The following is a 15,246-nucleotide window of genomic DNA, read 5'->3' as shown; positions in this document are numbered from 1 at the left end:
AGGAATCACTCTCCACCCTTCTGAACGAAGGAGCGCACGAAGTCCTCTGCGTTCTCCTCCAAGACGTCGTCGATTTCGTCCAAGACGGAGTCGACGTCATCGCTCAACTTCTCCTGGCGCTCCTTGAGGTCCTCGGTCGACTGCTCGTCGACCGACTGCTCCTCGACCTCCTCGGTGGAACGCGTCGCCTTCTGCTGTCCGCCGCCGGTGTCCTTGGTTGCCATGCCCAGCTCACCCCGCTCGGTTCGACGTATGTCGCTCGTCGTGGAACGTTCTTGATCAGACCCTACAAGTCGGCTCTGACATCGGCCCCGCACTTTGTGCAACGTGCGGGGCCCACCTTTGTGATTCCCCTGCCGCCGGCTTTTCAGCCGCGGATCGGTGATTGATCAGCGGTGATTCCGCCGCCGGATCATTGGCCGGACAACACCCTGACCAGGTCCTCGGCCGTGCGGCACCTGTCCAGGAGCTCCTTCACGTGGTTTCGCGTTCCGCGAAGGGGCTCCAGGGTCGGGACCCGCTGGAGCGAGTCCCTGCCGGGCAGGTCGAAGATGACCGAGTCCCAGGAGGCCGCCGCGACGTCGTCCGCGTACTGCTCGAGGCAGCGCCCGCGGAAGTAGGCGCGGGTGTCCTCCGGCGGCTTCGTACGGGCGTTCTCGACCTCGGTCTCGTCCAGGAGGCGCTTCATCTTGCCGCGCGCCTCCAGGCGGTTGTAGAGGCCCTTCTCGGCGCGTACGTCGGCGTACTGGAGGTCCAGCAGGTGCAGCTTCGCGGCGTCCCATTCGAGGTTGTCGCGGCGCCGGTAGCCCTGCATGAGCTCGAGCTTGGTGACCCAGTCGAGTTCGCCGGAGAGCCCCATGGGATCCGACTCCAGGCGGCCGAGGACGTCCTCCCAGCGGGCCAGGACATCCTTGGTCTGGTCGTCCGCGTCGGCGCCGAAGCGCTCCTCGACGTACTTCCTGGCGAGCTCGAAGTACTCCATCTGGAGCTGGACCGCGGTGAGTGTGCGGCCGCTACGGAGCGTGATCAAGTGCTGGAGCGAGGGGTCGTGGGAGACCTGGTGGAGGGTGCGGACCGGCTGGTCCACGGCCAGGTCGACCGCGATGAACCCGTCTTCGATCATGGACAGAACGAGTGATGTCGTGCCGAGCTTGAGGTAGGTCGAGATCTCCGACAGGTTCGCGTCGCCGATGATCACGTGGAGGCGGCGGTACTTCTCCGCGTCCGCGTGGGGTTCGTCGCGTGTGTTGATGATCGGCCGCTTGAGCGTCGTCTCCAGGCCCACCTCGACCTCGAAGTAGTCCGCGCGCTGGCTCAGCTGGAAGCCGTGCTCGTGGCCGTCCTGGCCGATGCCGACGCGGCCGGCACCCGTCACGACCTGGCGGGAGACGAAGAACGGCGTCAGGTGGCGCACGATGTCCGAGAAGGGGGTCTCCCGCTTCATCAGGTAGTTCTCGTGCGTGCCGTAGGAGGCGCCCTTGTTGTCGGTGTTGTTCTTGTAGAGGTGGATGGGCTGGGCGCCGGGCAGCTGTGCCGCCCGCTCCGCGGCCTCGGCCATGATGCGCTCGCCGGCCTTGTCCCAGAGCACGGCGTCGCGGGGGTTGGTGACCTCCGGGGCGCTGTATTCGGGGTGTGCGTGGTCTACGTAGAGGCGCGCTCCGTTGGTGAGGATGACGTTGGCCAGGCCGATGTCCTCGTCGGTGAGCTGGCTGGCGTCGGCGGCCTCGCGGGCGAGGTCGAAGCCTCGCGCGTCGCGCAGCGGGTTCTCTTCCTCGAAGTCCCAGCGGGCCCTGCGGGCCCGGTGCATCGCCGCGGCGTAGGCATTGACGATCTGGGACGAGGTGAGCATGGCATTGGCGTTGGGGTGGCCGGGGACGGAGATCCCGTACTCGGTCTCGATGCCCATTACTCGCCGTACGGTCATGCGACCCTCCTTGCCCGGCAGCGCCCTCGGTCGGGGGCGTCGCTCAAGTACCGCTGGTTCTCCGGTGCGTGTGCGGTGCCCGTCCCCGCACTGCGCGACTCGGCGGCATGGAAGAGCCTAGAACGCCTTTGCGCTGGTGGGGAGATCATTTGCGTCATTGGATTCGCTCCGGCTTCGAGCGGTCGCTCGGGTGGTCGGTTCCTGTCGTGGTGCCACGGAGAGTGGCCGCAAAACAGTCGGCTGCGGGCACCCGGTTCGGGCACCCGCAGCCACCCTGTTTTTTACAGGTACTGACCGGTGTTCGCCACCGTGTCGATGGAGCGTCCGGTGTCCGCGCCCTGCTTTCCGGTGACGAGGGTGCGGATGTAGACGATCCGCTCGCCCTTCTTGCCGGAGATTCGGGCCCAGTCGTCCGGGTTGGTGGTGTTGGGCAGGTCCTCGTTCTCCTTGAACTCGTCGATGCAAGCCTGGAGGAGGTGGGAGACCCTGAGCCCCTTCTGGTTCTGTTCGAGGAAGGCCTTGATGGCCATCTTCTTGGCGCGGCCGACGATGTTTTCGATCATTGCGCCGGAGTTGAAGTCCTTGAAGTAGAGGACTTCCTTGTCGCCGTTCGCGTACGTCACCTCGAGGAAGCGGTTTTCCTCGGATTCGGCGTACATCTGCTCGACGGCGGTCTGGATCATTGCGTGGACGGTTGCCGCCCGGTCGCTGCTGTGCTCGTCGAGGTCGTCGAGGTGCAGCGGGAGGCGTTCGGTGAGGTACTTGCCGAAGATGTCCTTGGCCGCTTCGGCGTCCGGGCGCTCGATCTTGATCTTTACGTCGAGTCGTCCGGGCCGCAGGATGGCCGGGTCGATCATGTCCTCGCGGTTGGAGGCGCCGATCACGACCACGTTCTGGAGGCCTTCGACGCCGTCGATCTCGGCGAGCAGCTGCGGGACGATGGTGTTCTCCACGTCCGAGCTGACGCCGGAGCCGCGGGTGCGGAACAGCGATTCCATCTCGTCGAAGAAGACGATGACGGGGGTGCCTTCGCTGGCCTTCTCGCGTGCGCGCTGGAAGACGAGGCGGATCTGCCGCTCGGTCTCACCGACGTACTTGTTGAGAAGTTCGGGACCCTTGATGTTGAGGAAGTAGCTCTTGCCCTGGGCCTGTCCGGTCACTTCCGCGACCTTCTTGGCGAGGGAGTTGGCGACTGCCTTCGCGATCAGGGTCTTACCGCATCCGGGGGGCCCGTACAGCAGGACGCCCTTGGGCGGCCGCAGTTCGTGCTCCCTGTAGAGGTCCGGGTAGAGGTAGGGGAGCTCGACGGCGTCGCGGATCAGTTCGATCTGGTTGCCCAGGCCGCCGATCTGCTCGTAGCCGATGTCCGGGACCTCTTCGAGGACGAGTTCCTCTACTTCGCTCTTCGGTACGACTTCGTAGACATAGCCGGATCGGGGTTCGAGAAGCAGGGCGTCGCCGGGGCGGATGGTGACGTCCAGCAGCGGCTCGGCGAGCCGTACCACCCGTTCCTCGTCGGTGTGCCCGACCACGAGGGCTCGATCGCCGTCCTCGAGGATTTCCTTGAGGGTGACGATGTCGCCGACGCTCTCGAACTCCATGGCCTCGACCACGTTGAGCGCTTCGTTGAGCATGAGTTCCTGGCCGCGTCGAAGCTCTTCGAGTTCGACGCTTGGGCTCACGTTCACGCGGAGTTTGCGGCCGCCGGTGAAGATGTCGGCGGTGCCGTCCTCATTCGCCGAGAGGAAGACTCCGAAGCCTGCCGGTGGTTGTGCGAGCCGGTCGACTTCTTCCTTGAGGGCCACGATTTGGTCGCGGGCCTCACGGAGTGTGTTGGCGAGCCGCTCGTTCTGTGCGGACACGCCGGCCAGGTTGGTCTGCAGCTCGACGATCCGCTCTTCGAGAATCCTCGTGTGCCGCGGAGAGTCGGCGAGCTTGCGCCGCAGGACGGCGATTTCCTGCTCGAGATAGGCAACCTGCCCGGCCGGGTCGTCGGACCCTCGTCCCGGGCGGATGCCGCGGTTGATGTCGTCGTCGTGGGCTGCCACGGTCCTCACCTCCTCCAAGGGGAGCTGGACGCTTCCAGACCCTACCTGGGCGGGTGTCGATTGAAACCCCTAGATCAAAAAGACGATGGGGTGTGTCCGATCTTCACCCTTGCGCTCTCCCTCACGCCAGGGGAATACCCACCCAACAACATCGGAAAGCGGCCGGTTGTAGGGTCGAAGTGTTCAACACCCGTCAGGCTTGGCCCGACTTGCTCCGCTGATGGAGGCTTTCGGGGGCCGCGACGCAGGAAACGGCAGGAGACATGACCGTGCGGCAAGAGGCCGGTTCCGGTACTGACAGCAGCGTTCCGCTGGAGGTGTGGATCGACCAGGATCTGTGCACCGGGGACGGGATCTGCGCGCAGTACGCTCCCGAGGTCTTCGAGCTGGACATCGACGGTCTCGCGTATGTGAAGAGCGCGGACGACGAGCTGTTGCAGGACGTGGGCGCGTCAACGCCGGTTCCGCTTCCGCTTCTCACGGATGTGGTGGCGTCGGCGAAGGAGTGTCCGGGCGACTGCATTCATGTGCGGCGTACGTCGGACCGGGTGGAGGTCTACGGTCCGGACGCGGAGTGAACGCGCGACAGCGCAATGTGTGCTAATAGGCCCCGGCCGCCGGTGTTTCGGTGGCCGGGGCCCGTTGCGTGTGTCAGGCGGCGCGGGCCTGGGAGGGGGTGGAGCGGACGAACGCCCCGTCCTTCCACTGCCACTTGGCCTTCTCGTGGACGTCCGGGCGGTAGCGCGGGACGGAGGCCGAGGAGTAGCCCTCCAGGCTGGCGAGGACAGACCCGTCCTCTATGGCGACGGCGGTCGCCGAGTAGTCGTCCTTGGGGGCGACGAGCGTGGCGACGACGCGGGCCTTGGCGCCGGCGGGCTGCGTGACGACGTAGATGCCGCTGGGCGGGGTGCCGACGCCGGCGTCGCAGCGGACGACGGCGACTGTTTCGGGGCGCCCGTCGCCGTCCAGGTCGCCGGTGGCCTTCTTGACGACGACGGCCTTGACGGGTCCGCAGTCCAGCGGGAAGTGGACGGCGGCGGGGTCGGGCGCGGCGACGGCCGCGGGTCTGTCCGCGGGGGCCTTGTGGCCGGCCTGGGCCGCGGTGGCGGCTTCCGGCTTGAGGAAGCCCGAGGCGGCGACGACGGCGGCGAGGGCGGTCGCGGTGGCCAGCCAGTGGATGGGGCGGGTGGTGGTGTGCGCCAGTTCCGGGACGGCGGGTTGCTGCACTAGGAGCGTCTCCTGTGAGGGCTGTGCCGGTGGGGGTGGGGTGGCCAGCATCGTGCCATACGTCACAGTGCGCGGGAACGGCGGGGTCGGGTCTTTCTCGGCTGGTACGCGGCCGGGGTCCGAGTCTTGGTGCTGCCGCTTCGCCAACGAACGGGCGCCGCCGTCGAGTTCCCACGGGGGTGGGGAAATCGACGGCGGCGCTGGCGCGTTGTGCGGTGGTGCGTTCTCGGGTGGCTCAGCGGCCGCGGTTGCCGCCGGCGGCGTTGGGACCGTCGTAGTCCTCGCCGTAGGCGCCCTTGGCGGGGCGGCGGCGGCGCATGGGCGGCTCGACGCCGTCCGCGAGGCGGCGGGCGGTGAGGAGGAAGCCGGTGTGGCCGATCATCCGGTGGTCGGGGCGGACGGCGAGGCCTTCCACGTGCCAGTTGCGGACCATCGTCTCCCAGGAGGTCGGCTCGTTGAAGCAGCCGATCTCGCGGATGGACTCGACGGTGCGGGCGAGCTGCGTGGTGGTGGCCACGTAGCAGCACAGGATGCCGCCGGGGACGAGCGCCTTCTTGACGACCTCGAGGCACTCCCAGGGGGCGAGCATGTCGAGGATGACGCGGTCGACGTCGCCGTCGGACAGATTGTCCTGGAGGTCGCCGACGGTGAGCTGCCAGGCGGGGTGGGGTCCGCCGAAGTAGCGCTCGACGTTGCCCTTGGCGATCTCGGCGAAGTCCTCGCGGCGCTCGTAGGAGTGCAGCATGCCTTGGTCGCCGATGGCGCGCAGCAGGAAGCTGCTGAGCGAGCCGGAGCCCACGCCCGCTTCCACGACGCGGGCGCCGGGGAAGATGTCGGCGAAGGCGAGGATCTGCCCCGCGTCCTTGGGGTAGACCACGGCGGCGCCGCGGGGCATGGACAGGACGTAGTCGGGGAGCAGGGGGCGCAGCGCGAGGTAGGCGACGTTTCCGGTGGTGCGGACAACGCTGCCCTCGGGTGCGCCGATCAGCTCGTCGTGCGGGAAGGAACCCTTGTGGGTGTGGAAGTTCTTTCCCTCTTCGAGCGTGAACGTGTAGTGGCGGCCCTTGGGGTCGGTCAGCTGTACCTGGTCCCCGACCGTGAAGGGCCCGCGCCTGCGGGCGGCACCGGTCGGTTCGGACATGTGAACAGACTACCGGGCTCGGCGGGGGCCGCCGACCACGGGCGTCAGGAGGGGCGGGCCATGGCCTTGACGAAGGCGCGTTCGACGTCGGCGGCGGAGAGGACTCCGTAGATGGCGCCGTTCTCCTCGACGACGAGGTATTCGGTGGCGGGGGTCGCGCGGAGGGTGTCGAGGAGTTCTTCGCCGACGAGTTCGGCGGAGACGCGCATGCCGTCGGTGAGGTCCTGGGCGAGGCCGCTGACGGGGACCCAGGGGCGGCGGTGTTCGGGGACGCCGACGATGGCGGCCTCGCGGACGAGGGAGTGGGGGTCGCCGTCGGCGTCGACGACGACGAGGGCGCGGGCTCCCGCCTCGTTGGCGCGGCGCAGGGCTTCGGAGAGCGGGGTTTCGCCCTCGACGGGGACGGCGCGGCGGGTGAGGGTGCGGGCGCGCAGGTCCGGGAGGTGCTCGCGCAGGCGGGCCATGCGCAGGCTGTTGCCCGCGCCGGTCCAGATGATGGCGGCGAGGATCGCGGCGAGCAGCGCGTCCATGAGGGTGTCCATGCCGCCCGCTTCTTCGGCGCCTTCGCCGAGGGCGCCGGACTGGGTGAGCAGCGGCAGGCCGATGAGGACGGTGATGGCGAGGGCGCGGCCGACCCAGGCGGCGGCGATGGTGCCGCTCATGGGCTTGCCGGTGATCTTCCAGACGACGGCGCGGAGCATGCGGCCGCCGTCGAGCGGGAGTCCCGGCAGGAGGTTGAACGCGGCGACGATCAGGTTGGAGATCATCAGGCCCGCGAGGAGTACGCCGGGGACGGTGCCGGGTTCGACGGCCCGCATGGCCGCGTAGAAGACGCCGGAGAGGACGAGGGAGAGCAGGGGGCCCACGAAGGCGAGCATGAATTCGCGGCCGGGGGTCTCGGACTCCTTCTCGATCTCGGAGACGCCGCCGAAGAACTGCAGCTGGATGCGGCGCACGGGGAGCTTGTAGCGCAGCGCGACGACGGTGTGGGCGAGTTCGTGGACGAGTACGGAGGCGTAGAACGCGACGGCGAAGAAGAGGGAGACGAGGTAGCGGGCGGCGCCGAGTTCGGGCAGGACGCGGTCGAGCTGGCCGCCGAACACCCAGGTGATCAGGGCGGCCACGAGGAACCAGCTGGGGGCGACGTACACGGGGACGCCGAAGGGGCGTCCCATGAGGAGTCCGCCGCGGGGTTCGGGGCGCTTGGTGGGGCCCTTGATGGCGCCCTTGCGGTTGCCGGAGGTGGCGGCGGCGCGCTCGGGGTGGCGGTCGTAGGGGTGCGCGGGGGGTGCCGGGCTGTCCGGTTCCGCGTCGGCGGGCTTGTCCGCCGCGGCGGGTTCCGGCTCCTCGGTGGCCGCGCTCTCCGGCTCCGTGCGGGCGGCTTCCGTGCCTGCGGCTTCCTCGCGGTCGGCTTCCTCGCGGTCGGCTTCCTTGCGGTCGCCGCCTGCCGTGCCGGTCGTCGGCCCGGCGTGCTCCCGCGGCGTGTCCGGCTCGCCCGTCCGCCGGGCCGCACTGCTCTCGCGGGCTTCGGTCGCGTCAGGCTCGGCCGCGGCCGGCGGCCGGTTCGGCGTCGCCTCGCCGGTGCCGGACTGCGGCTGCCCGCTCTCGTCCACGGTGATCCCTCGGTCCCCTCGTTCGAAGCGTTTCCCGCCGCCCGGCGGGACGTTCTGGCGTCGATGGTATGCGGACAGTGTCGACGGTCCCCCGTCGACTCCCCCGCGCCACGCTACGCAAGACGCGGCTTGCCGTGCAGGTGCCTGACTGTCAGTGCGGGCCCGTATCGTCGTGACGCATGGAGACCAGCACCGATCAGGCCCCCGCACAGCCCGCGGCCGCCCCGCCGAGGTCGCTCTCGCCGTCGCGCGCGAGCGATTTCATGCAGTGCCCGCTGCTGTACCGGTTCCGGGTGATCGACAAGCTGCCGGAGAAGCCGAGCGAGGCGGCGACGCGGGGCACGCTGGTCCACGCGGTGCTGGAGCGGCTCTTCGACGCGCCCGCGAGCGAGCGGACGGCGCCGCGCGCGGCGTCGCTGATTCCGGGCCAGTGGGAGCGGCTGCGGGAGTCGCGGCCGGAGCTGTCCGAGCTGTTCGCGGATGCGGACGAGGAGGCGGCGGGCGAGCGGATGGCGCGCTGGCTCGGCGACGTGGAGCGGTTGGTGGAGCGGTGGTTCACGCTGGAGGACCCCACGCGCCTGGAGCCCGTGGAGCGGGAGTTCTTCGTGCAGGCCGAGCTGGACTCCGGCCTGAAGCTGCGCGGGATCATCGACCGGGTGGACGTGGCGCCGTCGGGCGAGGTCCGCATCGTCGACTACAAGACGGGCAAGGCGCCGCGCCCCGAGTACGCGGAGGGCGCGCTGTTCCAGATGAAGTTCTACGCGCTGGTGGTGTGGCGCCTGAAGGGGGTCGTGCCGCGCCGTCTCCAGCTGGTGTATCTGGGCAGTGGGGACGTGCTGACGTACGACCCGGTGCCCGAGGACCTGGAGCGGGTGGAGCGCAAGCTGCTCGCGCTGTGGGAGGCGATCCAGCAGGCGACGGAGACGGGTGACTGGCGGCCGCGGCCGACGAAGCTGTGCGGTTGGTGCGACCACAAGGCGGTGTGCCCGGAGTTCGGTGGCACTCCCCCGCCGTATCCGCTCCAGGTGGGCGCGGCGGTACCGGCCGGGGCGGAGGACGCCGCGCAGGCATAGCAGGGCAGAATGGGCCGCCCGGTCTATCGAAGGATCAAAGGAGAGTTTCGTGGCCATCCGCGTCCTACTGGTCGACGACCAGCCGCTGCTGCGTACGGGCTTCCGCATGATCCTGGAGGCCGAGCAGGACATCGCGGTGGTCGGTGAGGCCGGGGACGGTCTGCAGGCCCTCGACCAGGTGCGTGCCCTGCAGCCCGATGTGGTGCTGATGGACATCCGGATGCCGCGGATGGACGGCGTGGAGGCGACGCGGCAGATCTCGGGCCCCGGCAAGGACGGTCCGGCGAAGGTCCTGGTGCTGACCACGTTCGATCTCGACGAGTACGTGGTGGAGGCGTTGAAGGCGGGGGCCAGCGGTTTCCTGCTGAAGGACGCGCCGGCGGGCGAGCTGGTGCAGGCGATCCGGGTGGTGGCGGCCGGCGAGGCGATGCTGGCGCCGAGCATCACCCGCAGACTCCTCGACAAGTACGCGGACCATCTCCCGTCGGGCGACGAGCCGGTTCCTGACACGCTGCACACGCTGACGGAGCGGGAGGTGGAGGTGTTGAAGCTGGTCGCGCGCGGCCTGTCCAACGCCGAGATCGCCGCCGACCTGTTCGTGAGCGAGACGACGGTGAAGACGCATGTCGGCCATGTGCTGACGAAGTTGGGCCTGCGCGACCGGGTGCAGGCGGCGGTGTACGCGTACGAGAGCGGGCTCGTCCGCCCCGGCGCGCAGTAGGCCGGTCGGCCCCGGCGCGCCGTGGCGGCCGGGGCGTTCCCGCGGTCAGCCCTTGCTGATCTCCCAGAACCGGAAGACGGTCGACGCGTCGAGGCAGTTCTCCAGGCCGTAGACGTCGGACTTGGCGACGGCGTACTGCTTGGCCTGCCAGACGGGCAGGATGGGCAGCTGGTCGGCGACGATGTTCTGCAGCTGCTCGTAGCGCGGGGCCGTCGCGGAGCGGTCGCTCTGGGCGCCGGTCTCCGGGATGATCCGGTCGGTGATGGTGCGGTTGTCGTAGCGGTTGTCGAGGACGTTGCCCTTGCCGAAGAACGGCTGGGTGAAGTTGTCCGGGTCCGGGTAGTCGGGCACCCAGCCCTTGACGTAGACGCCGTACTTGCCCGACGAGATGTCGCGCTCGTACTGGCCGAATTCGACGGACTTCACGTCGGCGTCGAAGAGTCCGCTCGCGTTGAGCTGCTTGGCGATGGTCTTCAGTTCGGCGTCGGTGGCGGGGCCGTAGCGGGCGGGCGTGGACCAGAGGGTGAGCTTGACGGGCGTGGTGATGCCGTCGGCGCGCAGCGCGGCCGCCGCCCTGCTCTTGGAGGGGCGCGCCCCGTACTTGTCGAAGAACGCCGTGTTGTGGCCGGTGATGCCCGCCGGGATGATCGAGTACAGCGACGTGGCGGTCTGGTCGTAGACGTCGTCGATGAGGGCGTCGCGGTCGATGAGGTAGGCCATGGCCCTGCGGACGCCGATCTTGCCGGCGACGGGGTCGTCCATGTTGAAGACGAGGTGCTGGACCTCGGCGCTGGTGCCCTCGACGACGTCCAGGTTCTTGCTGCCGGACTGCTGGATATCGGCGACGTCCTTGGCGGCGAGGCCGCGGTAGGCGAGGTCGATCTTCCCGGCGGTCAGGGACTTCTTCAGTCCTGCCTGGTCGCCGTGGAAGAACTTCATGGAGACGCCGCGGTTCTTGACCTTGGCGGTGCCCCGGTACTTGGAGTTGACCGAGAAGTCCGCCTGCTTCTTGCCGAAGGAGTCGAGCTTGTAGGGGCCCGAGCCGACGGCCTTGCCGTCGGTGCGCAGCTTGTCGGCGGGGTACTCGGTGTGGTCGACGATCGATCCGGCGCCCGAGGCGATCTTGCTGGGGAAGGTCGCGTCGGCGGACTTGAGCTTGAAGACGACGGTCTTGGCGTTCGGCGTCTCGACCTTGTCCAGCATCGGGAACATGATCGCGGGCCCGGCCTCGTCGTTGATCCGCATCATGCGGTCGAAGGAGAACTTGACGTCCTTCGAGGTGAGCGCGTTGCCGTTGCTGAACGTGAGGCCGGAGCGGAGCGTGCAGCTGTAGACCTTGGTGGCGGTGTCGCTGAAGTGGCACTCCTTGGCCGCTTCGGGCTGCGGTTCGGTGCCGCCGTTGGGGAAGCTGAGCAGCGACTGGAAGACGTTGTTGAACAACAGCCAGGAGCCCGGGTCGTAGCCGGACGCCGGGTCGGTGGCCTGGATGTCGTCGGACATGCCCATGACCACGGCGTCGCCGCTCGCGGCGGAGTCGCCATCGTCGGAGCCACAGCCGGTCAGGAGTGCCGCGGCGAGTCCCGCGCCGATGGGCATGACCAGCCACTGGTTGCGCATTCTCACGTACGTGCCTTGTCGTCGGTCGAGCGGACGGGGCTGGGGCCGGTCCGCGAGTGGACCGGCCCCCGAGTGGACTCAGCCGCTGACGCCGCGGCCCAGCTCCCACAGCTGGAGGACCGAGGAGGCGGACAGCGCCCACTCCACCCCGGTGATGTCGTCGTGGGCGGCGACGTACTGCTTGCCCTGCCACAGCGGCAGGACGGGCACGTCGTCGGCGACGATGTTCTGGATCTGCTGGATGCTCTTGGAGGCGGTGAGCCGGTCGGCCTCACGGCGCTCGGCCGGGATCAGGTCGCCGCGGATGCTGCCGTTGGCGTACGGGGACCCCAGGAAGTTGTCCTTGTCGAGGAACGGCGCGAGGAAGTTGTCGGCGTCCGGGAAGTCGGGGAACCAACCCATGCCGTAGACGTCGTACTTCCCCTTGAGCTGGGCGTCGCGGTAGGTGTCCCAGACGTCGCCCTTGATGTCGACGTCGAACAGGCCGCTGGAGTTCAGCTGCTTCTTGAGGAGCTCGAACTCCGTCTTCGTGCCCGGCCCGTAGTGGTCGCTCGTGTAGTGCAGGGTGAGCTTGACCGGCGTGCTGATGCCCGCCCGCTGCAGAATCGATGCGGCCTTGGGCTTGCTGGGGTTCTCGTACTTGTTGAAGAACGAGTTCTGGTGGCCGGTGATGCCGCTGGGCACGAGCGAGTACAGCGGCTCGGCGCCGGTGCCGTACACCTTGGAGGCGATCTCGCCGCGGTCGACGAGCTGCGCCATGGCCTGCCGGACGGCCTTGTCCCGGACGCCGGTCGCCTTGGTGTCGAAGCCGAGGTAGCGGATCTCCATGCCGGGCATCTCGACCAGGTTGATGTTCTTCGGCGCGCTGTCCGAGTACTTCTTGATCTGCTCCGGCGACATGGTGCGCGTCATCATGTCGATCTTGCCCTTCTCCAGCGCCGTGCCCATGGCGTCGGAGTCGGCGAAGGAGTCCAGCTCGACCTTGTCGTTCTTCGGCTTCAGCTGCCCCTTGTAGTGGGGGTTCTTGGTGAAGACGGTCTTGACGACGGCGTCGTCCTTGACCTGCGCCTTCAGGGTGTACGGGCCGGAGCCGTTCACCTCGAAGCCGGTGCGCAGCTTGTTCTTCGGGTACTTGTCGGGGTCGACGATGCCGGCGGAGGGCGTGGCCAGCTTGTACGGGAACGTGGCGTCCGGGGACTTGAGGTGGAAGATCACATCACGGTCGCCCTGCGTCTCGATCGTGTCGATCGAGGAGAGCAGTCCGTAGGAGCCGCTGTCGCTCTTGATGTTCCGGACGCGGTCGATGGAGTACTTCACATCGGCCGCGGTGATCGCCTTGCCGTCGGCGAACTTGAGGCCCTTGCGCAGCTTGCACGCGTAGCGTTCGCTGCCGCTGTCGGAGAATATGCAGCTCTGGGCGGCCTCGGGCACGGGCTCGCCGCTGCCGCTGCGCGGCATCGCCATGAGCGTCTGCACGGTCTGGCGCAGCACGTTCCAGGAGCCGGTGTCGTAGGCGTACGCCGGGTCGAAGGGCGCGGGCACCTTGCCCGATGCGATGAACCGGTCCGTGGTGCCGACCTTGATCGCGTCGCTGCCGGAGCCTCCGCTGTCGGACCCGCCACACGCGGCGAGTACGGGGGCCAGCAGACCGATCACGGCCGGCAGCACCAAAGTCTTGCGGTTCATGCTCGAAAATCTCCAGAGCTGTTGAACCCGCCGACTCGCGTAAGGGGTGGGACGCGTGGCGACGGGAGGGTACGGCGATGTTCTCGCGACGACATTAATGCGCCCGCCGACACGGTTCGCGGGCGCGGGCGCGAGCGGCCCATCACGCTGTGGAATCAGGCGTGGACGCACCGAAAACACCTCAGGAGGAAGGTTCGTCGCAGGGGGTGGCCAATCGGGACACAAGGTCACTCCTCGCCCCACGGAGAGCGGTGACGCAGCATGGCCCCGATGGCCTGTCGACCCCCGGACAAGTGGGAAAGCTCACACCCTCAACGCAGGTGTCGTACGCACCGATTCAGCCATTCGGCGGCTTCAGGACGTCATGAGCCGCTGCAGGAAGGGCACGTCGACGTGTTCCAGGGAGCGGACGACGGTGCGCCGGGGCGCGGGCTCGATCGGGGCGACGGACGGCACGGCGACGACCTGGCAGCCCGCCGCCTCGGCCGCGGTGACGCCGGTGGCGGTGTCCTCGATGACGGCGCAGCGCTTCGGCTCGGCGCCGAGCCCGGAGGCGGCGAGGAGGTACGGGTCGGGGTGCGGCTTGGTGCGTGACACCTCGTCACCGGCGACGGTGAGGCGGAAGTTGGCCGGTCCGAGCGAGTCCAGCACGCGGTCGATGATGCGCCGGTGGGAGGCGGAGACGAGGGCCGCGGGCACGTCGTGCGCGGCGAGTTCGGCGAGGAGTCTGGCGGCCCCCGGCATCAGCGGCAGGGACTGGCTGATGCGGTTCTCGAAGGCGTCGTTGAGCAGCACGGTCAGCTCGGGCAGCGTGATGTCGGCGCCGGTGGCCTCGATGAGGAACCCGGCGCTGCGGGTCATGGGCCCGCCGACCACGACGTGCCGCCAGGAGTCGTCGAGGGTGTGGCCCAGCTCGGCGAAGACGGCCACTTCGGCGTCCCACCAGAACCCCTCGGTGTCGACGAGTGTTCCGTCCATGTCGAGGAGCACGGCCTGAAGCGTGGAGCCATCGGCCGTTCGGGTACCGAGTGCGGGGACCGTACTGGTCATCCGTACACCTCCATGAGGGACGAAGAGGCCGGTTGCCCTCCCTGTGAACACAAGGGCAACCGGCCTGCGCTGGACCGACCAGTGTACGACTCGCCGGAATTACCGCATTACCGAGCGTTGAAGTACTTCGCCTCGGGGTGGTGGATGACGATGGCGTCGGTGGACTGCTCGGGGTGGAGCTGGAACTCCTCGCTGAGCTGGACGCCGATCCGCTCGGGCTCCAGGAGGTCGGCGATCTTGGCGCGGTCCTCCAGGTTGGGACAGGCGCCGTAGCCGAGGGAGAAGCGTGCGCCCCGGTACTTCAGGGCGAACATGTCCTCCATCTCGGACGGGTCCTCGCCTGCGAAGCCCAGCTCGGAGCGGACCCGCGCGTGCCAGTACTCGGCGAGCGCCTCCGCCAACTGGACGGACAGGCCGTGCAGTTCGAGGTAGTCGCGGTAGGAGTCGGACGCGAACAGCTTCGCCGTCTCCTCGCCGATCTTCGAGCCGACGGTGACGACCTGGAGGCCGACGACGTCGGTCTCCCCGGACTCCTCCGGGCGGAAGTAGTCCGCCAGGCAGAGACGGCGGCCGCGGCGCTGGCGCGGGAAGGTGAACCGGGTCCGCTCGTTGCCCGCGTCGTCCAGGATGATCAGGTCCTCGCCCTTGGACACGCACGGGAAGTAGCCGTGCACGACGGCCGCTTCGAGCATGTTGTCGGTGTGCAGCTTGTCGAGCCAGCCGCGCAGCCGCGGACGGCCCTCGGTCTCCACCAGCTCCTCGTAGGAGGGCCCGTCGCCGGTGCGGGCCTGGCGCAGGCCCCACTGGCCCTTGAACAGGGCGCCCTCGTCGAGCCAGGACGCGTACTCCTTGAGCTGGATGCCCTTGACCACGCGGGTGCCCCAGAACGGCGGGGCCGGTACCGGGTTGTCGACCGCCACGTCGGAGCGCACGGGGCCCTCGTCGGCCTGCTCCTCGATGACGACGTCCCGCTTGGGGACCCGGCGCTGCTTCAGCTCGGGCAGGGTGGCGCCGGGGACGCCGCGCTTGACCGCGATGAGCGCGTCCATCAGGCGCAGGCCCTCGAACGCGTCGCGGGCGTAGCGGACCTCGCCCTCGTAGATCTCGTGCAGGTCCTGCTCGACGTAGGCGCGGGTGAGCGCGGCC

The 15,246-nt window shown here is 68.8% G+C and carries 13 protein-coding genes; 3 read left to right on the top strand and 10 right to left on the bottom strand.

What is annotated here, in order from left to right:
- Positions 1-5: 5 nt before the first annotated feature.
- The 3 genes from ACY34M_RS40710 to arc all read right to left on the bottom strand — a co-directional run bounded on the left by ACY34M_RS40710 (position 6) and on the right by arc (position 3,972).
- Positions 6-224: a ubiquitin-like protein Pup gene (locus tag ACY34M_RS40710; protein WP_356387443.1), complete on the bottom strand. Its 219-nt coding sequence runs from the start codon at positions 222-224 to the stop codon at positions 6-8.
- 188 nt (positions 225-412) lie between these two features.
- On the bottom strand, positions 413-1,924 hold the full coding sequence (gene dop / locus ACY34M_RS40705) for a depupylase/deamidase Dop (RefSeq protein ID WP_462723737.1): 1,512 nt from the start codon (positions 1,922-1,924) through the stop codon (positions 413-415).
- A gap of 281 nt (positions 1,925-2,205) precedes the next feature.
- On the bottom strand, positions 2,206-3,972 hold the full coding sequence (arc, locus tag ACY34M_RS40700) for a proteasome ATPase (protein WP_462723736.1): 1,767 nt from the start codon (positions 3,970-3,972) through the stop codon (positions 2,206-2,208).
- 263 nt (positions 3,973-4,235) lie between these two features.
- On the opposite strand from arc, the gene ACY34M_RS40695 reads away from it, so the two are divergent.
- A complete protein-coding gene (locus ACY34M_RS40695; RefSeq protein ID WP_462723735.1) occupies positions 4,236-4,550 on the top strand; it encodes a ferredoxin in 315 nt (104 codons plus the stop codon).
- Between the two features lie 73 nt (positions 4,551-4,623).
- On the opposite strand, the gene ACY34M_RS40690 is transcribed toward ACY34M_RS40695, so the two are convergent.
- The 3 genes from ACY34M_RS40690 to ACY34M_RS40680 form a co-directional block, all read right to left on the bottom strand.
- Positions 4,624-5,199: a hypothetical protein gene (locus ACY34M_RS40690; protein WP_462723734.1), complete on the bottom strand. Its 576-nt coding sequence runs from the start codon at positions 5,197-5,199 to the stop codon at positions 4,624-4,626.
- 235 nt (positions 5,200-5,434) lie between these two features.
- Positions 5,435-6,340: a tRNA (adenine-N1)-methyltransferase gene (locus tag ACY34M_RS40685; RefSeq protein WP_462723733.1), complete on the bottom strand. Its 906-nt coding sequence runs from the start codon at positions 6,338-6,340 to the stop codon at positions 5,435-5,437.
- Between the two features lie 44 nt (positions 6,341-6,384).
- Positions 6,385-7,953, bottom strand: coding sequence for a site-2 protease family protein (locus ACY34M_RS40680; protein WP_462723732.1), 1,569 nt, complete (start codon positions 7,951-7,953; stop codon positions 6,385-6,387).
- A 179-nt stretch (positions 7,954-8,132) separates the two neighbouring features.
- On the opposite strand from ACY34M_RS40680, the gene ACY34M_RS40675 reads away from it, so the two are divergent.
- Together ACY34M_RS40675 and ACY34M_RS40670 are read left to right on the top strand one after the other, a co-directional pair.
- Positions 8,133-9,026, top strand: a complete 894-nt coding sequence (locus ACY34M_RS40675) for a RecB family exonuclease (RefSeq protein WP_462723731.1) — start codon at positions 8,133-8,135, stop codon at positions 9,024-9,026.
- Positions 9,027-9,075: 49 nt separating this feature from the next.
- Complete coding sequence (locus ACY34M_RS40670; protein WP_266721484.1) at positions 9,076-9,747, top strand: response regulator; 672 nt, start codon at positions 9,076-9,078, stop codon at positions 9,745-9,747.
- 45 nt (positions 9,748-9,792) lie between these two features.
- On the opposite strand, the gene ACY34M_RS40665 is transcribed toward ACY34M_RS40670, so the two are convergent.
- The 4 genes from ACY34M_RS40665 to ACY34M_RS40650 all read right to left on the bottom strand — a co-directional run.
- Positions 9,793-11,370 carry an ABC transporter substrate-binding protein gene (locus ACY34M_RS40665; RefSeq protein WP_462723730.1) on the bottom strand — a complete coding sequence of 526 codons (1,578 nt, stop codon included), beginning with the start codon at positions 11,368-11,370 and terminating at the stop codon, positions 9,793-9,795.
- Between the two features lie 72 nt (positions 11,371-11,442).
- Entirely contained in the window at positions 11,443-13,050 is a 1,608-nt protein-coding gene (locus ACY34M_RS40660; RefSeq protein ID WP_462723729.1) for an ABC transporter substrate-binding protein, read from the bottom strand.
- 354 nt (positions 13,051-13,404) lie between these two features.
- Positions 13,405-14,100 carry an HAD family hydrolase gene (locus ACY34M_RS40655; RefSeq protein WP_462723728.1) on the bottom strand — a complete coding sequence of 232 codons (696 nt, stop codon included), beginning with the start codon at positions 14,098-14,100 and terminating at the stop codon, positions 13,405-13,407.
- A gap of 107 nt (positions 14,101-14,207) precedes the next feature.
- A partial coding sequence (locus ACY34M_RS40650) for a vitamin B12 dependent-methionine synthase activation domain-containing protein (protein ID WP_462723727.1) occupies positions 14,208-15,246 on the bottom strand: 1,039 nt, incomplete at its 5' end.

It is taken from the genome of Streptomyces sp. EDA2-14 (genome assembly GCF_054963755.1).
The sequence above is the reverse complement of the archived record's forward strand: the minus strand, read 5'-3'. Positions and strand labels throughout refer to the sequence as shown.

Coding starts and splice junctions, on each gene's coding strand:
- ACY34M_RS40675 (WP_462723731.1), top strand. CDS start 8,133: ATGGAGACCAGCACCGATCAGGCCCCCGCACAGCCCGCGGCCGCCCCG.
- dop (WP_462723737.1), bottom strand. CDS start 1,924: ATGACCGTACGGCGAGTAATGGGCATCGAGACCGAGTACGGGATCTCC.
- ACY34M_RS40710 (WP_356387443.1), bottom strand. CDS start 224: ATGGCAACCAAGGACACCGGCGGCGGACAGCAGAAGGCGACGCGTTCC.
- ACY34M_RS40660 (WP_462723729.1), bottom strand. CDS start 13,050: ATGAACCGCAAGACTTTGGTGCTGCCGGCCGTGATCGGTCTGCTGGCC.
- ACY34M_RS40695 (WP_462723735.1), top strand. CDS start 4,236: ATGACCGTGCGGCAAGAGGCCGGTTCCGGTACTGACAGCAGCGTTCCG.
- ACY34M_RS40655 (WP_462723728.1), bottom strand. CDS start 14,100: ATGACCAGTACGGTCCCCGCACTCGGTACCCGAACGGCCGATGGCTCC.
- ACY34M_RS40685 (WP_462723733.1), bottom strand. CDS start 6,340: ATGTCCGAACCGACCGGTGCCGCCCGCAGGCGCGGGCCCTTCACGGTC.